Source organism: Anaerotignum neopropionicum (genome assembly GCF_001571775.1).
GTDB lineage: Bacteria > Bacillota > Clostridia > Lachnospirales > Anaerotignaceae > Chakrabartyella > Chakrabartyella neopropionicum.
In genome coordinates this window covers 303,535-319,508 of sequence record NZ_LRVM01000003.1, presented here as the reverse complement: position 1 = coordinate 319,508, position 15,974 = coordinate 303,535, and the positions used below count along the sequence as shown (strand labels likewise).

Here is a 15,974-nt window from a genome sequence, read left to right as displayed (position 1 = left end):
TGCAGGTTTTTTTGTTGTAGGCAAAATTTATTTTTTAAAAAAACAAAAAAGTAGTTGCAATTATGAAAAAGCATGTTATGATAATAAGGAACGGAGGTTCTTTATTATGCAGGTATTAAAAGATGAGGTACGACTTCAAATCTTACAGGTAGCAGAAAAGTTGTTTTGCGAAAAGGGATTTCTTGAAACGACAACACGAGGCATTGCCAAAGAGGTTGGAATTAGTGTCAGTAATTTATACTTATACTATGAAAACAAAGAAATGCTGTTTAATGCCGTTGCAGATCCCATTTTTCATGAGTTTGTAACTGGGTTTCAAAAGCTTATGACGCATGAGGATCAAACTGAGGAGCTGAATCAAAATATTAGCTTTGTAATCGGAAAAATGATTGCCGTAAGCAAAGGAAAGTTTTTGTTAATTTTTGAAAAAAGCAAAGGAACTAGGTACGAAGGGTTTCGGGAAGAAATAATTGCTCTTGTACAAAAGCACGTTATGGAGCAAATGAATGATAAGGTAGACGACAAAGCGTTAATGTCAAAGATTTTTGCACAAAATTTGATAGAAGGAATTATCGCTGTTGTGAAAGCACACGGAAGTGAGGAGGAGTTGCAGCAAAATTTGCAGCATCTAACTAATTTTTATGCAAAAGGAATTAGGCAATTTTTAAAATAGCTGCCAAAGGGCAGTTTATTTTACGGATCAATAAGGAACGATAGTTCTTTAATAAAAAGGAGGCAATGAAATGAAATTAAGAGATGTGCTTTTTTCGGGAAAATCCCAAAAAGGGGTAGTTTTTTATGAAAAGCTGCTGAAATGGTTGGATAATCCCAAAAGAAAAAAATATAACAATCCCACAAAACTGGTTGCAAATGCCTGTCTTTGTAATGGGCAAGTGGTGCTTGAGATAGGCTGTGGTTCCGGCTTTTTTACTGAGGAGATAGCAAAGTGTGTGGGAAAGGAAGGGTGTGTGTATGCAACAGACATTCATCCTATTGCAATCAAAGAAATGGAGAAAAAGGTTACGACACTGGGGCTTTCCAATGTTGTGGTGCAACAGCAGGATGCACTTAATACAACATTTGCGGATAATATGTTTGACATGATTATTTTGTATGGCGTAATTCCGGCACCAGTCATTCCATTGAAGGAGCTTTCAAAAGAGATATATCGTATTTTGAAACCCAATGGTGTTTGCGCTATTTGGACTGCCGCACCTTTTTGGAGGCCGAAAGCAATACAAAAATATGGAAATTTTGTTCAAATGAAGCGCTTGTATCCAATTTTTAGATTGCAAAAGAAATATGAGGAAATAGGTTAAGGGTTATGAAGGTGGCAGTATCAATAAAAGCAAAACAGCATTTTCAATTGGGGTATTCCAACAGTGCTTGTTCCTAGTCAATGCAATGACGCATATTCTCTTGTGGTAACCGCCCTTAAAAAAAGTTTTCAACCATGAGGATGTAAATGACCTTCCCATTGCATATAATATTGCCTGGTATGAGCAAAAAGCCGCAATTATACTGCTTGCATTACTCTCCTTAGGCGTAAAAAATATTGATCTCGAGCCAGCCTTATCTGGATTTTTGTCTTCAAATGCTCTTGCTGAAGTGTTTGACATTTTTGGAGTTGGATAAGGAAGAGAAGATATCAACTTTTTATGGGCGAATAATTTACGAATCATTAAAAAAGCAGAGATTCCGGAGATACTTCGGGCATCTTTGCTTTTAATGGTTGAAACGATTAGGATATTCACAAATAAAAAAATTTCAAAGTAAGAAAAATAGTTCCGTCGTGTAAATGATTTCGTTAGTATTATTAAAGAGGAAGTTCTTTGAAGCCAAGGTACGTGGTTACAAAAAAATGGTTTCCTTTCTAAAAGTAGATTGAATTGATAGATTTTGAGAAGCAATTTCTTCTTTGTAAAATTCAATTTTTTCGTTCAGTTTTGCTTGATGCTCTTTCAATTGTTTAATTTGATCATCCAAGATTTGGCGGTGTTGTATCAATATTTCCAATCTTTCGTTTAATGATGAATTCCCGCTGGATCGCAATTGGGCATAGCGCTTGATTTCTTTAATGGGCATACCTGTAGCCTTTAAACGCTTGATAAAGGCAATCCATGCCATATCTTTATCATTATAGCACCGACGATTTGCGGAATTTCGCTCCGGTGAAATTAATTTTTCCTGCTCGTAATACCGCAAGGTATGTATACCTAGGTTTGTAAGCCTGGAAAACTCGCCGATAGAATATTTCATAATAAAATCACCTCCATCCCCTTGACATAGAGGGAACTCTATGTTGTATTGTTTGATTATAACAGATAAAAGGAGGCTTTTCAATGATGGAGAAATCAAAGAAGTATACAGTAATTACCGGAGCTAGTTCGGGTATTGGCTATGAAACAGCAAAAGCATTTGCAGCACGGGGCAAAAATTTGGTTCTTATTGCTCGTCGTCAAGATAATCTTGAAGCACTGAAAAAAAATATCTTGGGAGAATATCCAACGCTGGACGTTATCATTAAGGCAGTTGATCTATCCTTAACGGAGAATGTGTACCAGCTTTATGCTGACTTGAAGGCGTTTGAGCTGGAAAGCTGGATTAACAATGCGGGGTTTGGAAGCTATGCCAGCGTAGCCAGCCAAGACCTAAAAAAAGTTGAAAATATGCTTCGCTTAAATGTAGAAGCTCTAACGATTTTATCTTCATTATTTGTTCATGACTATAAGGATACGGAAGGGACGCAGTTAATAAATGTTTCTTCTTGCGGAGGCTATATGATTGTGCCAACAGCTGTTACTTATTGCGCTACAAAATTTTTTGTCAGCGCTTTTACGGAAGGCTTGGCTCATGAATTGAAAGAATCCGGGGCTAAGCTGCGGGCGAAGGTATTGGCGCCGGCTGCAACGAAAACGGAGTTTGGAAAGGTGGCAAATCATGTTGATGTGTATGACTATGATAAACTCTTTGGCACTTACCATACAAGTGGGCAGATGGCGGCATTTTTATTGGAATTATATGATAGTGATCAAGTAGTTGGAGCGGTAGATCGAGAAACGTTTGAGTTTCAGCTGTGTAATCCTAAATTTTTATATGCAGGGGGATCTTCACGCAATCAAAAAATGTAACGGAAAAAATCCATACTTAGCGCCCAGGGTTTTGCACAAAAAACACCATGAAAAATTTATTTTACATTCTTTTTGATAGAAAAAGGTGGTTTGGGTTAAACTATGCAGAGGTGATTTTATGGCAAAAGAAGATGTAAAATATAATACACGAAAAGAGCTTTTCGAACCAAAGGGGAAAAACAAGGTAAAAAAACAGGCACAAGAGAAGGAATCCTTACCTTTTCCTGAAATACCAAGAAAAAAATAAAGGGATTTTACTAAATTTACCTTGCAAAAAAATTGCTTTCTAAATATTTCAACGTTATAATTCATTTTAAAAGGTTGGTAGATTTTTATTTTTACAAAATTCTATGAACCTTTTTTGAATATGTGCCTGTTGTTGATGAATCACAACTTTGGCTTATTATGATGAAACCAAAAAACAAACCTTCTAGGGATACAAATTAAAAAAATTTAGTTGACAGTAAAAAAAAGTCATGCTAAAATCATTTCATAGATTATATGACTGACGGAACAGTGGGTGCAACCACGTGAAGTATAATCGCTAAAACAAGCCGACCGTCTGGGCAGAAAAAGCCCGGATTGTCGGCTTTTTCTATTTCAAAAAATTGGAAAATTTGGATTAGAAAGAGGTGGTTATATGCAAAAGGGTAGAATTCATTCTATTGAGTCTATGGGACTGGTAGATGGCCCAGGAATACGAACAGTTCTCTTTTTTCAAGGTTGCAAGCTTCGCTGCAAGTATTGTCATAACCCGGATACATGGGAAATGCAAGGCGGAAAAGAAATGGATGTAAGTGAAATAATGAAAATGCTGAAACGTTTTCAACCCTACTATGGCAATACAGGCGGCATAACCTGTTCCGGCGGAGAGCCGCTTTTGCAGCTTGAGTTTTTAACGGAATTATTTAAAGCCTGTAAAAAAGAAAACATCTCAACCTGCCTTGATACGGCTGGGTATGGATACGGAGATTATGAGGAACTATTAAACTATACGGACTTGGTAATATTAGATGTAAAGCATTATTTATCCGAACATTATAATGGGCTGACGGCTGGGGATTTTTCGGTGCCAACAAAATTTTTAGAGGCAGTGAAGAAAAAAGGAATCCCCCTATGGATTCGACACGTTGTCGTACCAAATTTGACTGATTCCAAAGAACATATCAAGGGACTCAGGGAGTACATCAAGGCGATTCCCAATGTGGAAAAAGTTGAGTTGCTTCCGTATCACACGCTGGGCGTTGAGAAATACAAGGTTATGGGCATACAGTATCCTTTCAATGATTTGTTACCCATGAGCAAAGAAAAAACAATACAGCTTCAGAATATGCTTTTAGATAGTATTTCGTAGGGATTGAGAAAGGATTGAAAACATGAATACATTTGCATGGCAGGGATTTCAAACAGGAAGATGGACAGAAGAAATTGATGTTCGTAATTTTATACAAAAAAATTATTGCCTTTATGAAGGTGACGATTCCTTTTTGGAAGGCGTTACGGATCGAACGAAAAGGCTTTGGGATAAGTGCCACCAATTGATTGTGGAAGAAATGAAAACCGGTATTTTGGATGTTGAAACCAATATTATTTCAGGGATTGACAACTTTGCACCGGGCTTTATTGATAAAGAAAACGAAGTAATCTTTGGCTTGCAGACAGATGCGCCTTTAAAGAGAATTGTAAATTTATACGGCGGCTTAAAAATGGCCACCAGTGCGTTAGAGCAGTATGGCTACACTTTGAATCCCCAAGTGGAAAAAGATTTTCATGCCTACAGAAAAACACATAACGAAGGTGTTTTTGATGCTTACCCCGAAAGAACTAAGGTTGCCAGACACGTTGGTTTGCTGACAGGCTTGCCCGACGCTTATGGCCGTGGCCGTGTGATCGGCGACTATAGACGAGTTTCCTTGTATGGTGTGGACTTCTTGATGGAGGAAAAAGAAAAAGAGCTGGCTGATTTCGACGGCCCTATGACGGATGAACGTATTCGTACAAGGGAAGAATTGAGCATGCAGATGAAAGCCTTAAAAGAAATGAAGGCCATGGCTTTAAGTTATGGTGTTGATATCAGTAAGCCTGCGCAAAATGCCAAGGAAGCCGTACAATTTTTATATATGGCATATCTTGCAGGGGTAAAGGAAAACAATGGTGCAGCAATTTCCTTGGGCCGTACCTCCACATTTTTGGATATTTATATTGAAAGAGATTTGAAAAATGCCGTTCTTACGGAAAAAGAAGCTCAGGAATTGATTGACCAGTTTATTATCAAACTAAGATTGGTACGTCACTTGAGAACGCCGGAGTATAATGAATTGTTTGGCGGTGACCCTACTTGGATTACGGAGGCCATTGGCGGAATCAGCATAAATGGGATGGCGCTTGTGACAAAAAATTCCTTCCGTTACCTGCACACCTTGACAAACTTGGGCACTGCGCCCGAACCCAATATGACTGTTCTTTGGAGCAGAGATTTGCCTTATGCCTTTAAGGAATATTGCGCAAAAATGAGCATTGAAACAGATTCTATTCAATATGAAAATGATGATGTCATGCGTCCTTTATATGGTGATGACTATGCAATTTCCTGTTGTGTATCTGCCATGCGTGTTGGCAAGCAAATGCAATTTTTTGGTGCAAGAGCAAATATTGCAAAATCCCTCCTCCTTGCAATCAATGGTGGCGTTGATGAATTGATGAAGGTGCCTGTTGTGCCCAATATTGCGCCCATGGAAGGGAATGTTTTGGAGTATGAGGAGGTGCTTGAGCGCTACAAAAAGGTACTTGATTATGTGGCAGAGCTGTATGTAGACAGCATAAACATTATTCATTATATGCACGATAAATATGCATATGAAGCAAGTCAGATGGCACTTCATGATAGGGATGTGGAACGCCTCACTGCTTTTGGTTTTGCAGGTGTATCTGTGGCGGCAGACTCTCTTTCGGCGATTAAATACGCAAAGGTTACGCCAATACGCGATGAGCATGGTGTAACAGTAGATTTTAAAGTAGAAGGAGATTATCCGAAATACGGCAATGACGATGATCGGGTAGACGATATCGCTGTAGAAATTGCCACCTATTTTTCTGATGCCTTGAAAAAACATCCGATTTATCGTAATGCAAAGCATACCCTGTCTGCTTTGACCATAACAAGTAATGTTATGTATGGCAAAAAAACAGGAACTACCCCTGATGGCAGAAAACATGGGGAACCCCTTGCACCAGGCGCAAATCCTATGCATGGACGAGATGAAAACGGCGCCTTGGCGTCATTGAACTCTGTGGCAAAAATTCCTTATAGAAACGTTTGCCAGGATGGCGTTTCCAATACATTTTCCATTGTACCTGATGCGCTGGGCAAAGAGGAGAAGCAGAGAATTGAAAATCTCATTCATATTTTGGACGGTTATTTTATTCAAGGTGCCCATCATTTGAATGTAAATGTAATGAACAGAGATATTTTGATTGATGCTATGGAAAATCCTGAAAGGTATCCAACGCTCACCATTCGTGTTTCCGGTTATGCAGTAAACTTTAACCGATTGACTCGTGATCAGCAGCTGGAAGTAATAAAAAGAACTTTCCACGAAACAATTTAAGGAAAATCAGATACCCCGCCGTTTTGGCGGGGTATTTTTTATATCTATGGATCAAAGCAAAAGCCTTTTATGACAAATATAAATGTGGTTATCAAAACAATGGAACGTTTTACATGGCTAAGCATGGGAAGCAAAAAGAGACCGAGGGCTATCAGGAGGATTTATCGTAATCAAATGCGAATAGTGGTATCATCTTTGCTATCAATTAGGCATACGAAATTAATCTTGACGGTGTTAAGATATAATGATAAAATCTTTACAGTATTAAGATTGGAGAGGTTGGTATGAATGATAAAAAATATCATCATGGGAATTTAAAACAGTGTTTAATTGAAGCGGGCATAGACCTTCTTAATGAGGAGGGCGAAAATCATTTTTCGCTGCGTAAAGTGGCTGCGCTTTGTGATGTGAGTAATGCGGCGCCGTATAGTCATTTTAAAAATAAAGAAGATTTGCTCGAAGCAATGAAAAAATATGTGACGGAGCAATTTTCCCAGCAATTATATAACGCAATCCAAGGTGAAAGTGTGGAAGATCCAAACACTATCGTTAAAATGGGAAAAAGCTATATTCTGTTTTTTATAAATCACCCACAGTATTTCGAATTTCTTTTTTCACGGCCATGTATTAGGGTAAATCTAAATATGAATGATGACGGAAAGAGCAACTTTCCTCCTTTTGAGCTTTTAAAAGAGCTGCATTTTAAAGTGTTGTCAAAATGTGGTTTTTCTGATGAAAAAATTAAAGATATGATTATATCGTCCTGGGCAACTGTTCACGGTTTAGCCGCCATCGCAACGATGGAAGGGGTGATTTATGATGAAAGCTGGGAAAATAAAATTGAGGCCATTATTTCCAATAAAGAAAAAAATTAAAATGGTGGTTTGTATCATACTGGGTATGATTTTAACAGTTATTGTCCTGTGCCTCGTGGTTTTGGTGAAAATGAGTCCGGGAAAGATAAAGCAAATGACAGATGAAAAGGGAAGAAAACTAGAAAAAAGCATAGCGGAAAAAAGCTTTGTAAAAATTAATGACGTTACAATGGGTATGATCATCAAAAGCAAGGATATATCTAATCCTGTATTGCTATTTGTTCATGTTGGGCCAGGTATGCCGGAATTTTTTTTGACAGAGAATTATCCTACAGGCTTGGAAGACTACTTTACAGTCGTCTGGTGGGATCAGCGGGGGGCTGGGTTATCTTATCACAGCGATATGGATAAGACGGCCTTAACTGTTGACCAGTATATTGAGGACACAATTGCCGTAACAAACTATTTACGCGACCGTTTTGGGCAGGAAAAGATTTATCTTATGGCGCACTCATGGGGAACTTATTTTGGTATCCAGACAGTGCAAAAATCCCCTGAGCTTTATAATGCTTACATTGCAGTAGGTCAGGTTACAAATCAGGATGCGTCTGAAAGGCGGGCACATGAGTATATGTTGGAATATTACGAAAAGGTGGGTAACAAAAAAGCTTTGAAAACACTGGAAAGGAACGATGTAGCATCTGCTGGTTATCATAAGATAAGGGACGCTTTTATGCATAGTGCAGGGATTGGAACAGCCCGCAATATGAAGTCGGTTGTTTCGGGAATTGTTTTTACTTCTTTTACAAACAAGGAATATACCCTTGCTGAAAAAATAAATTTATGGAGAGGAAAGCTGTTGCTAAATCAAAATGATCAGCTGAAAATGGAAGATGATTTGAGGGAAAAAGTAACCTCGTTAGATGTGCCTGTATACTTTTTTTCCGGAAAATACGATTATACCGTAAATTATAAAATGGCAGAGGATTATTTGGCAGAATTAGATGCACCAATAAAAGGATTTTATCTTTTTGAGAACTCGGCCCATAGCCCTATTTTTGAAGAACCGGAAAAGATTGCACGAATTATTAAAGATGACGTACTATCAAATACAAATAGCCATGCTGATATCAAGTGACACTGTAATTGATGAAAAATTTAAAAATTTAAGAGCCTTTTACTAAAATATAATTTGCAACGATGCAATATAATTTAATACTAAAATAGTAAGGGTGATTTTCTTGTTTGGAAAAATTGAAAATTTAGTTTTTGAAGGCGGGGGTGTTTTGGGAATTGCGTACCTTGGAGTACTACACTACCTGTTTTACAATGGATTCATGGGAGATGTTTCTAGGGTTGCAGGAACCTCCGCAGGGGCAATTACTGCCTGCATTACAAGCTTTAACCTTCCGTTTTGGGACATAAGAAAAATTTCCGGCACCTTGGATTACAGAAAGATTCCGTCTAAGGGTCAGCCGGAGCATATTGGGTTTGTTCTGGAGGATATGAGTGAGGTGATGGGAAGGTTTTTAGGAGATGTAAGCTGCATCTATCGGCTCATGAATCATTATGGCTGGTTCTCTACGGATTATTTTTATAGCTGGATGAAGGAAGTAATTGATGGGCAGTTTGACTTTGCAAAAAAGCTGCCACCGTATACTTTTGAAGATTTTAAAAATCCCTCAATTCATAAGGATAACAGAGCATTTCTCGATTTATATGTGATTGGTACGGATATCTCCATGAAGACAACTCAAATTTTTTCTTTTGAAACAACACCGACGATGGAGGTCGCTGAGGCCGTTCGAATTTCTATGTCGGTTCCAATATTTTTTGAGGCAGTAATTAAGGAGCAGACAGATTCCCTTGGTAATTCCTTTTCAAATGTTTTTTGTGATGGCGGGTTGATGAACAATTATCCTTTGAATATTTTTGATAATCCTGCTTTCAATGCAAACCTTTATGAGGGGGCAAATATGTCAACTCTTGGCATTCGCTTTAAAAATAAGCTTAGCCGCAATGAAATAGATAGCCTATGGAAATATATTGAGAGTCTTTTGCGGGTATCTTCCTATATACAGCAGCAAAGTTATGAAAGCAACCCAATGAACAAGGAGCGGTCTGTAATCATTGATACAAAGGACATACATCCTTTGGACTTTGATATTGGCGTAAATGAAACAACATATCATTTTTTATATCGTCAGGGCTACATTGCGGCAAAAGAATTTTTTGGGGATGGCAGATATGGGCTGATTTAATTTAATGGTTTCTGTGAAAATGCTTCCTTAAAAATGAAGTTTTTTGCGAAACGCAAAGAAGCGTGGCAATTGGTATTAGGCATTTTTACGGGTGTGACTTGTGTGGACGAGATGCGAAAGACCATCACCAGCCCAGAGAAAGGTTCTGCTATTATTTTACGATAAAAGGGTTTTGTGAGTTAAGCGGTAGGTGCGTCTGGTGGTGCTTGTGATTTTGCCAAAGCAAAACCGTAAACTGAAACGAGAGTAAGATGCGCATCTTTATAAATTTGGAAATGCAATTTTGCATTTGAAAAGGTGGAGGGGAATTGCTACTCGATATGTCAAAAATATGGGTTTTAATACAACAATAGTTCAATTCGGTGTGTTGCTTTATGGCTTAACGATTATTGACGACACTATCTAGGTATCCACTCACCATTTCGCATAAGGCCGGTCTTTCCGGGGATTCGTTTTTTCGTTTTTTTGCCAAATAATAACCTCCAAACTGAGTAGTTTTATTATGCATCAGTTTGGAGGTTTACATAAACTTTGGGGTGTTCTCTCTTAATTCGTTTTTGTCTAACTTTTGGGGGTCACTTCAAAACAGGCACTGCTCCTAATAACGATAAAATATTTTCCATTATTTATTGAGTTTACACAAAACTTGAAATTCTTTCTACCTCCATTGCCTGATACTGCATGCCCTCAGAGACTGCAAATCTTTTTGCACACAAATCTTGACCCTACCTTCAAAATCTTCAACCTTCGGATGTTTTTTGTATATGCTCTAAAAAAATGTGATGGTGAGGCTTATCAGTCCGAAAAGACATCTTCCGATTGCTCCAAGCACATATCCCCAGAAAATGAATATTGTATTATATCACTTTTTTGGGGGAGGTATCCTATATGCCAAGCTTATCTATTCAACTTACACCAATTCATTTTATCTACCTCATTGGCGTTATTACCATTCTAGCAACTATGATACTCAGGAAGGACACACCCATAGTTTGCGCTGTTTTTATATTTATATTGGGACTTGTAAGTAGCCGTACTTTAGTAGGTGGTATTCAATCTGTTTTCCATGCTGTTTTGTACGCTTCAAAGGAATTTATGGAAATTATTGCAACAATTGCACTAGTGACCTCTTTATCGAAATGCCTGTCAGATATGGGGAGCGACTACATCATGATGCGTTCCATGTCTAAGATTATGAAAAATACCTATATTGCTTGGTGGATTTTAGGATTTACCATGATGATTTTTTCTTTGTTTTTATGGCCTTCCCCAGCCGTGGCATTGGTGGGTGCAATTTTAGTCCCTTTGGCTGTAAAGAAAGGATTAACGCCTCTAGCGGCAGCCATTGCAATGAACTTGTTTGGTCATGGCATTGCGCTAAGCTCTGACATTGTAATTCAGGGTGCGCCCTCCATTACCGCTGCCTCAGCCGGAATAGAACCGCAAAATATTATGCAAGTCGGCATGCCGTTATTTCTTACTATGGGTATTGTAACCGTTGTTTCTGCTTTTCTTTTAAACAAAAAAAGCATGGTACAGGAAAGCGGCGGCATATTATATATGCAAAGTAACGACGAAGTCCCTCTGAATAAGCCGTCAAAAGGGGCGATTTTTATTGCTGTTTTTACGCCTGTTGCCTTTGCCGTTGATATCCTTCTTATGTTTATGTATGACTTAAAGGGTGGGGATGCAACAAGTCTGGTATCGGGGACAGCCATGATGGTCATGATTATTGCCTCCGTCGTTGGGTTTAAGCGTAAAAGTCTTGAAAAAGTTACGGAATACATTCGGGATGGTTTTTTATTTGCCATAAAAATATTTGCCCCGGTAATTGTGATCGGCGGGTTTTTCTTTTTAGGTGGTGAGGGTATTACCTATATTTTAGGGGAACAATATCAAAGCGGCATTTTAAACGATTGGGCAATTTGGCTTGCAGGGGTGACACCGTTAAATAAATACTTTGTTGTGTTTATTCAAATGGTAATCGGAGGATTAACCGGATTAGATGGCTCTGGTTTTTCTGGGCTGCCCCTTGTTGGTGTATTGGCAAATACCTTCGGTACCGCAATTAATTGCTCCATTCCTATTTTGGCAACATTAGGCCAAATTACAGCGATTTTTGTGGGTGGAGGTACGATTGTTCCTTGGGGATTGATTCCGGTTGCAGCTATTTGTAATGTAAACCCTTTAGAATTGGCAAGAAAAAATCTTCTTCCTGTTGGAATTGGTTTTTTATGTACCTTTATATTAGCTTGTATTTTAATTTAGCAGTTGGGAGGCGAATATTATGTGCGGCATAGCCGGATTTTTCAATCCAAAAAAGGACTATCAGGAGCAAAAAGCATATTATATGAAAATATTGGAGGATATGTATACAGTCCAGCGTCACAGAGGCCCTGATGATTGTGGAACATTTTTGTCCTCAAACGTTGGATTATCCCATGCAAGGCTTTCAATTATCGACTTAGAGAAAGGTCATCAGCCAATGACAAGAACTGTTGGCAACCAAACCTGGGCTATTGTTTATAACGGTGAGCTTTATAATACCCATGAGCTGCGCAATGATCTTTTGGCGAAAGGCTGGTCTTTTGAAACGACTTCGGATACAGAGGTGATTTTGGTAAGCTATATGGAAAATGGTGCTGAATTTGTAAAACAGCTGAACGGAATTTTTGCATTTGGAATTTATGATCCCATAAAAAATATGCTGCTGCTTTACCGCGATCGTTCCGGTGTAAAACCTCTGTTTTATTCTGTTTTTGATAATGAAGTGGTATTTTCATCAGAAATTAAGGGCTTATTTTCCTATCCGAGTATTGTTCCTCGTTTGGATAAGGAAGGATTGAATGAGGTTTTCAGCATCGGCCCAGCAAAAACCTATGGAAAGGGTGTTTTTAAAGGCATTGATGAAATGCTTCCTGGTCATTACATGACATTTTCTCCATTTGGAATACAATCATACTGTTATTGGAAGCTGGAAAGCCATGTTCATGAGGATGATTATGAAACAACGGTTGAAAAAACAAAGGAATTGCTTCTTGATTCCATCAAACGCCAAATGGTATCCCATGTGCCCATTTGTACCTTTTTATCCGGCGGGGTAGACAGCAGCATCGTTACTGCGGTATGCGCCATGGAGCTGGCAAAAAAAGGGGAGCAGCTGAACACTTTTTCCTTTGATTTTGTAGGGAATGACAAATTTTTTAAAGCCTCATCCTTTCAGCCCTCACAAGATAGGCCTTATGTGGATATTATGGTGAAGCACCTAAATACGAATCACCGCTATTTGGAATGCAGTATTCAAGACCAGACGAATTGCTTAAAAAGCTCTGTAGATGCAAGAGATTTGCCTGCCATGGCAGATATTGACTCCTCTATACTTTATTTTTGTTCAAAAGTAAAGCAATATAACAAAGTTGCTTTAACCGGAGAATGTGCCGATGAGATTTTTGGTGGTTACCCTTGGTTCCACAAAAAAGAATGCTTTGAAGCAAACACTTTCCCTTGGACGATGGATTTAGAGGCAAGAAAGGTTTTGTTGAAGGATGATTTTATAGAATACCTTGATATGGATGACTATGTTGCCAAAACCTACGCAAAATCTGTCAGTGAAACGCCAAGATTAGCGGAGGATACTCCAGAAGAAGCCCGCCGACGGGAAATTTCATATTTAAATCAAAAATGGTTTATGCAAACGCTTTTGGACCGAATGGATCGAACCAGTATGTATAGCGGTTTGGAAGCTAGGGTTCCCTTTGCAGACCATAGACTCATTGAATACGTTTGGAATGTGCCTTGGGATATGAAAACAAGAAACGACGTGGTAAAGTCCTTGCTAAGAGAATGCGGTGTAGGGCTAATCCCCGATGAGGTTTTATTCAGACGGAAGTCACCATACCCCAAAATTTATGACAAACAGTATGAAACCCTGCTGGCATCCATGGTTGTAGAAATTATGGAGGATTCTACATCACCTGTAATGCAATTTTTAGACCGAAAAAAGGTAGAAACCTTTATCACAAGCCCGTCGGATTATGGAAAACCCTGGTATGGTCAGCTCATGGCAGGACCTCAAATGTTAGCCTATGTGGTTCAAATTAATGATTGGATAAAAAAATGGGATATCAAAATTATATAAAATAATTTTTGAGAGATGATTGTAATATCGAGGATTAGAAATGACGTTCGCTACTATTAATATATACAAAATAAACGGCACAAGGCAAAGTTTCTTTTGCCTTATGCCGCTTTTTTCGTGGGGGTACCTATTTGAATTTTTCGTTATTTTCTTCTTCTCATTCCCATCTCTTGGTAATTTTGAATGCAATTCAAATAATTTTCATCGGCTTTCTCCCAATTGATTACCCGAAACCAATCGTCAATATAATTTCCTCTTAAATTATAATGCTTTAAAAAATAGGCATGCTCCCATACATCTAAAGCTAAAATGGGACAAAGGCCTTGTTCTAGGGGACAATTTTGATTTGGTGTAGTTATGACCCTTAGCCTTCCATCATCAAAAACCAACCAAGCATAGCCGGAACCAAATACGCTCAAGCCTTCTCGTTTTACAACCTCTTGAAAATTATAAAAATTTCCATACTGGGCATTGATCATTTCAATCAACCTTCCCCTAGGCGTTAAATCCGAAGGTGGTTGCATTCCATTAAAGTAAAAGCGATGATTATATACGCCGCCTCCATAGTTTCTTATGGGAATCGACAATCCGTCCGTCAGCTCATCTGCGTTTATAATCAATTCTTCCAGTGTCATAGACTGCAATACGGGAAAATCACTTAAAACTCTATTTAATTGGTTAATATAGGCTTGTAGTTGTCTATCATGATGTATTTCCATGGTTTTTGTATCAATATACGGCTCAAGGGCATCAAAAGCGTAGGGCAGTGGTAAGTTTACAAAAGGGTACATATTATTTTCCATGGTCAATCCTCGCAATTTATTTTATTTCAAAGGTATTCAAGGAAAGCTTATTTTATGCTGGAAAATCCTTGTTAAAACGAAAAAAACCTGGCGGAACAAATGCCCAAACAGGTTTTTCATAGCCGGCTTTTTCATTGGTATTTTTCAAAAATTGTACACACAAGATAAATATTAAAATTGTAAGTTTTACGATACCGCCTTTGTTTTTTCGGCATATAATTGATAATCCTCATTCCACTTTTGATAAGCTTCCTCATTTCTATGGTCGGGCAGATTGTAAGTGATATCCAAATATTCACCAAACCATTGAGAAAGCTTTATAGAACCAATCAAATTCATATGCCCCTGGTCATAGTAATCAACGGCAGGATCCAGATTTAATTGAGTTCTGATTTCTTCACGGTCACAATCAAGGTAATCAACGCCCATTTCTTTTGCAAAGTCCTCTATTGCCATGCTTTGTTCATAGCTCCATGACATTTTCGGCAAATGAAGCATTAAAACAGAAATATTTTTTTCCTTGCAAAGATTGATTGTTTTTTCGATATAATCTTTGGCGCTCTCGTTAAATTCTGGGGCCAATGTAGAGGAAGGTTCCATAAAGTTTTCCGGATATTCCTGAGGCTCTCCGCCACGAAGGTAAACATTGCCTTTTTTGAAGGAATGTACCATGAGAGGGGTTGGCTCTGCCTCTGCCCAGTTGATTTCCTTCCATCTTTCATGATAACGGAACAACGGAAACATATAGGATAGCAAAGTCTGTCTGTCATCCGCCGCAATAACCTGGTTTACAATTTGGAATTTGTATTTAGACATTTTCATTCCATCCAATGCCCGTCGCAAATCTCCTTCACGCTCCCCATAGTCAAATTCCAGAAAAATGTTATCGCACAAAAGCACTACTAATTCTGGGCTTTGGTACTCTAAGGATTCCCCCAAAAGCCCATAGGTAACGGAGGGTGCTTGTAACGCCGATGCACGAACGTAGCTGGTAAAGCCGTTCTGTTTCCACATTACCATGGGAGAAACCCCTCGCAAGATGGGACTGCTTCCCATAAATAATACGTCAATGGAGTCCTTTGGCTCGTCGTAAAAGGCGTGAATTTCATCGGACTCATCGTCGGGACGACGCAGATAGTCAGACGTATTAGAAAAGATCATTGAGAAAATTATAAAAAAAGCAACGCATCTTGTCATGGTTTTGATACATCCTTTCAT

Annotated in this window: 14 protein-coding genes, 2 pseudogenes and 1 riboswitch; of the genes and pseudogenes, 13 read left to right on the top strand and 3 right to left on the bottom strand. The window is 38.5% G+C overall.

The features are described from left to right. The first annotated feature begins 106 nt into the window (after window positions 1–106). From CLNEO_RS07165 to CLNEO_RS16650, 3 genes and pseudogenes are all read left to right on the top strand, one after another. Window positions 107–673, top strand: a complete 567-nt coding sequence (locus CLNEO_RS07165) for a TetR/AcrR family transcriptional regulator (RefSeq protein WP_066086669.1) — start codon at window positions 107–109, stop codon at window positions 671–673. Window positions 674–743: 70 nt separating this feature from the next. Then, on the top strand, window positions 744–1,319 hold the full coding sequence (locus CLNEO_RS07160; RefSeq protein WP_066086535.1) for a class I SAM-dependent methyltransferase: 576 nt from the start codon (window positions 744–746) through the stop codon (window positions 1,317–1,319). A gap of 51 nt (window positions 1,320–1,370) precedes the next feature. Continuing rightward, a pseudogene (locus CLNEO_RS16650) lies at window positions 1,371–1,635 on the top strand (hydroxylamine reductase); the annotation flags it as partial. Window positions 1,636–1,851: 216 nt separating this feature from the next. Here CLNEO_RS16650 and CLNEO_RS07155 read toward each other — a convergent pair. Beyond that, window positions 1,852–2,259 (bottom strand): MerR family transcriptional regulator, encoded by a 408-nt coding sequence (locus CLNEO_RS07155; RefSeq protein ID WP_066086532.1) that lies wholly within the window; start codon window positions 2,257–2,259, stop codon window positions 1,852–1,854. A gap of 83 nt (window positions 2,260–2,342) precedes the next feature. Between CLNEO_RS07155 and CLNEO_RS07150 the strand changes: the two genes are divergently transcribed. The 10 genes and pseudogenes from CLNEO_RS07150 to asnB all read left to right on the top strand — a co-directional run bounded on the left by CLNEO_RS07150 (window position 2,343) and on the right by asnB (window position 13,953). Further along, on the top strand, window positions 2,343–3,131 hold the full coding sequence (locus CLNEO_RS07150; RefSeq protein WP_066086529.1) for an SDR family NAD(P)-dependent oxidoreductase: 789 nt from the start codon (window positions 2,343–2,345) through the stop codon (window positions 3,129–3,131). A 118-nt stretch (window positions 3,132–3,249) separates the two neighbouring features. Next, entirely contained in the window at window positions 3,250–3,378 is a 129-nt protein-coding gene (locus CLNEO_RS16405) for a hypothetical protein (RefSeq protein WP_278276619.1), read from the top strand. 244 nt (window positions 3,379–3,622) lie between these two features. After that, window positions 3,623–3,706: riboswitch (ZMP/ZTP riboswitch) on the top strand. 65 nt (window positions 3,707–3,771) lie between these two features. Next, window positions 3,772–4,485, top strand: coding sequence for a pyruvate formate-lyase-activating protein (gene pflA, locus CLNEO_RS07145; protein ID WP_066086527.1), 714 nt, complete (start codon window positions 3,772–3,774; stop codon window positions 4,483–4,485). A 22-nt stretch (window positions 4,486–4,507) separates the two neighbouring features. After that, window positions 4,508–6,739, top strand: a complete 2,232-nt coding sequence (gene pflB, locus CLNEO_RS07140; protein WP_066086524.1) for a formate C-acetyltransferase — start codon at window positions 4,508–4,510, stop codon at window positions 6,737–6,739. 284 nt (window positions 6,740–7,023) lie between these two features. After that, window positions 7,024–7,614 (top strand): TetR/AcrR family transcriptional regulator, encoded by a 591-nt coding sequence (locus CLNEO_RS07135; RefSeq protein ID WP_066086521.1) that lies wholly within the window; start codon window positions 7,024–7,026, stop codon window positions 7,612–7,614. Next, a complete protein-coding gene (locus CLNEO_RS07130) occupies window positions 7,556–8,692 on the top strand; it encodes an alpha/beta fold hydrolase (protein WP_242864180.1) in 1,137 nt (378 codons plus the stop codon). Before CLNEO_RS07135 ends, CLNEO_RS07130 begins: the two co-directional genes overlap by 59 nt. Window positions 8,693–8,786: 94 nt before the next feature. Further along, window positions 8,787–9,815, top strand: a complete 1,029-nt coding sequence (locus CLNEO_RS07125) for a patatin-like phospholipase family protein (protein WP_278276618.1) — start codon at window positions 8,787–8,789, stop codon at window positions 9,813–9,815. Window positions 9,816–10,023: 208 nt separating this feature from the next. Beyond that, window positions 10,024–10,208 (top strand): annotated as a pseudogene (locus CLNEO_RS16265) (IS5/IS1182 family transposase); the annotation flags it as partial. Window positions 10,209–10,703: 495 nt separating this feature from the next. Then, a complete protein-coding gene (locus CLNEO_RS07120; RefSeq protein ID WP_066086517.1) occupies window positions 10,704–12,083 on the top strand; it encodes a citrate transporter in 1,380 nt (459 codons plus the stop codon). Between the two features lie 19 nt (window positions 12,084–12,102). Then, window positions 12,103–13,953 (top strand): asparagine synthase (glutamine-hydrolyzing), encoded by a 1,851-nt coding sequence (gene asnB / locus CLNEO_RS07115; protein ID WP_066086513.1) that lies wholly within the window; start codon window positions 12,103–12,105, stop codon window positions 13,951–13,953. Window positions 13,954–14,096: 143 nt separating this feature from the next. Here asnB and CLNEO_RS07110 read toward each other — a convergent pair whose 3' ends face one another. Both CLNEO_RS07110 and CLNEO_RS07105 read right to left on the bottom strand, forming a co-directional pair. Further along, window positions 14,097–14,756 (bottom strand): superoxide dismutase, encoded by a 660-nt coding sequence (locus CLNEO_RS07110; RefSeq protein ID WP_083531895.1) that lies wholly within the window; start codon window positions 14,754–14,756, stop codon window positions 14,097–14,099. 186 nt (window positions 14,757–14,942) lie between these two features. Next, window positions 14,943–15,974, bottom strand: coding sequence for a hypothetical protein (locus tag CLNEO_RS07105; RefSeq protein ID WP_066086509.1), 1,032 nt, complete (start codon window positions 15,972–15,974; stop codon window positions 14,943–14,945).

Excerpts from the sequence above, each read along its gene's own strand:
- CLNEO_RS07155 (WP_066086532.1), bottom strand. The coding sequence starts at position 2,259 with ATGAAATATTCTATCGGCGAGTTTTCCAGGCTTACAAACCTAGGTATA.
- CLNEO_RS07130 (WP_242864180.1), top strand. The coding sequence starts at position 7,556 with ATGATGAAAGCTGGGAAAATAAAATTGAGGCCATTATTTCCAATAAAG.
- CLNEO_RS07150 (WP_066086529.1), top strand. The coding sequence starts at position 2,343 with ATGATGGAGAAATCAAAGAAGTATACAGTAATTACCGGAGCTAGTTCG.
- CLNEO_RS07110 (WP_083531895.1), bottom strand. The coding sequence starts at position 14,756 with ATGGAAAATAATATGTACCCTTTTGTAAACTTACCACTGCCCTACGCT.
- CLNEO_RS07160 (WP_066086535.1), top strand. The coding sequence starts at position 744 with ATGAAATTAAGAGATGTGCTTTTTTCGGGAAAATCCCAAAAAGGGGTA.
- CLNEO_RS07105 (WP_066086509.1), bottom strand. The coding sequence starts at position 15,974 with ATGAAAGGATGTATCAAAACCATGACAAGATGCGTTGCTTTTTTTATA.
- CLNEO_RS07135 (WP_066086521.1), top strand. The coding sequence starts at position 7,024 with ATGAATGATAAAAAATATCATCATGGGAATTTAAAACAGTGTTTAATT.
- CLNEO_RS16405 (WP_278276619.1), top strand. The coding sequence starts at position 3,250 with ATGGCAAAAGAAGATGTAAAATATAATACACGAAAAGAGCTTTTCGAA.
- CLNEO_RS07120 (WP_066086517.1), top strand. The coding sequence starts at position 10,704 with ATGCCAAGCTTATCTATTCAACTTACACCAATTCATTTTATCTACCTC.
- pflB (WP_066086524.1), top strand. The coding sequence starts at position 4,508 with ATGAATACATTTGCATGGCAGGGATTTCAAACAGGAAGATGGACAGAA.
- pflA (WP_066086527.1), top strand. The coding sequence starts at position 3,772 with ATGCAAAAGGGTAGAATTCATTCTATTGAGTCTATGGGACTGGTAGAT.
- asnB (WP_066086513.1), top strand. The coding sequence starts at position 12,103 with ATGTGCGGCATAGCCGGATTTTTCAATCCAAAAAAGGACTATCAGGAG.
- CLNEO_RS07165 (WP_066086669.1), top strand. The coding sequence starts at position 107 with ATGCAGGTATTAAAAGATGAGGTACGACTTCAAATCTTACAGGTAGCA.